The organism is Acetobacter okinawensis (assembly GCF_002153655.1).
Lineage (GTDB): Bacteria > Pseudomonadota > Alphaproteobacteria > Acetobacterales > Acetobacteraceae > Acetobacter > Acetobacter okinawensis_A.
In genome coordinates this window covers 1-2100 of record NZ_JOPJ01000038.1, presented here as the reverse complement: position 1 = coordinate 2100, position 2100 = coordinate 1, and the positions used below count along the sequence as shown (strand labels likewise).

Genomic DNA, 2100 nt, shown 5'->3' with positions numbered 1-2100 from the left:
GGTGCCGCCTTCCTACTTTCAGGGGAAATACTACGTCAAACAGGCTCGTTGGGTGGAGTTGTGGCGGGATACAGCCCGTCTGAACTATGCGCCCAGTGTGGATGTGCGGACGGTTAAAGCTCGCCCAGGTGAAGCAGATGGAGACGTTAGCCAGGCACTACGCCGGGCGGCTGCGGAGACGCTCAAGTATGCGGTGAAGCCTTCGGACATGACTGCTGATCCAGCTTGGTTCCTTGAGCTGACGCGTCAGGTTCACAAGCTGCGTTTCATTGCCACTGGGGGTCTGCTCAAGGATGTTCTCAAGGAAGGTCAGGAGAGCGATGCGGATCTCGCTCTGACCGATGGGGACGGGCAGGACGATGGTTCACGGGTTGGCTTCAACTGGCGCCCGTCTGACCGTCGATACAGACGCTACAGGCAGGCGGACGCAGAGCCAAAAGCAGAGTAGTGCGGTTGTTTGTCGAATAACGCGGCTTTTGCTCGTCTTTTTGGTGCACAAAATTTCGATAAACGCCGGTTTTTAGCGGTTTTGTCGGTCTTTAGGATCGTTAAATGGTCCTAATGGCAGCTGTTAGGTCGGGCAAGACAGGTGGTGTGGTCCCACGGTTTCACCGGGTCACACCATCCTTATTCGCCTGTGGCTCAACGGTGCTTCAAACGCACGTCCTTACTACCGTTCGGGATGGAATGGAGCGGGACACATTCGCTCCGTTACCGGGACACAAGCGGGACAGTTGAGCATCAGTTTCCATATACAAATGCAAACCTTTCGGTTTCTAAAAATGGCCGCACCAGAAAGGGTGCATTTGTATATGGAAAATCGAATTTGATGATGCTGAGGTGATGTAGTCCTGATGCAATCATGAAGCCGAAGTGATGTAGTAGTGATGTACTTCCGATGTAGTGAAACTGGATGAGCGACAGCCCCCTATGGGGGCGCAGACGCAAGGGGGATGGGCAGGCAAACGCGGACTATGAGATGTAGGGTTTGTTTGTTGCGTCCACTCGATGACATCGCCCGGGAATGAGTGATGTCTCCATTCACTCCGTCCGCCTTGAGCAAAAAAGGCCACTTACCCGGCATAAGGGACTGACTGCATCAGATGGCGCGTGGGACGCGCCAGCCGTAGGCCGCCTTTAGGCGTCTGGTGTGTTCGTTGTCTTACCCCGGCGAGGACGGAGCCGCCGCATCGCCCGCAAGCCGGGGTAAGTTTTGCGTACCAGTAACACTGCAAAACCTGTCCCAAATTGGGGCTTTAAACAGCCGTCAGTGCAGACGCTTTGGAGGGCGATTTGGGGGCGTTTTTGGCCCTCCAATACCTTGTATTTATACTTAAGGGATAAATCGCGGTCTCATTTCTGGCTGAGAGCCTAGAGCGACTGCGGTTTTTTAAGGATTTGACAGATCAATGAAAAACCCTGCATCTTGAAGTTGCGACACCACAAGAAAACAGGGTTTTTCCGTGCATCACTGCACCTGCACTGACCATACCAAACGTCTGAACAGACGCCAAGCACAAGATGCGGCTCTCTCTGATCTGTCACAGAGGGATGGCTTGTGGGATGACCACAGGGCACGCGCTGCGGATGTTCAGGCGATCTATTCCGAACTGTCCGAGTTTGAACGGCTGGCAGAGCGTATTGGCGCTTGTTCCGGCGTTCTGCGCTTTGGTCAGATACCAGACCCCGAAACAGGTGAAATGAGGCTCCGGCTGCGAGAGGCGCAGTTCTGCCGGGTGCGTCATTGCCCTGTTTGTCAGTGGAGGCGTTCGCTCATGTGGCAGGCCAGATTTTTTCAGGCACTCCCTGACCTCGTAGAAGCCCATAAGGAAGCCCGCTGGCTGTTCTTGACGCTGACGGTGCGGAATTGCCCCGTAGAGGCTTTACGGCCTGTTCTGCGGGATATGAACACCGCATGGGGCCGATTAGTGAAGCGGCCCGAGTTCCAGCAGGTGCAGGGTTGGATACGCACTACAGAGGTGACACGGGGCCGGGATGGGTCGGCGCATCCGCATTTCCATGCGCTCCTGATGGTGCCGCCTTCCTACTTTCAGGGGAAATACTACGTCAAACAGGCTCGTTGGGTGGAGTTGTGGCGGG

2 protein-coding genes are annotated in these 2100 nt (G+C 55.2%); both read left to right on the top strand.

All coding sequences use genetic code 11. The features are described 5' to 3' along the window. Window positions 1–448: protein rep (locus HK26_RS11375; RefSeq protein WP_180539535.1), on the top strand; the 448-nt coding region annotated here is incomplete at its 5' end. 1108 nt (window positions 449–1556) lie between these two features. After that, the coding region (locus HK26_RS11370) for a protein rep (RefSeq protein ID WP_257640988.1) at window positions 1557–2100 on the top strand (544 nt) is incomplete at its 3' end.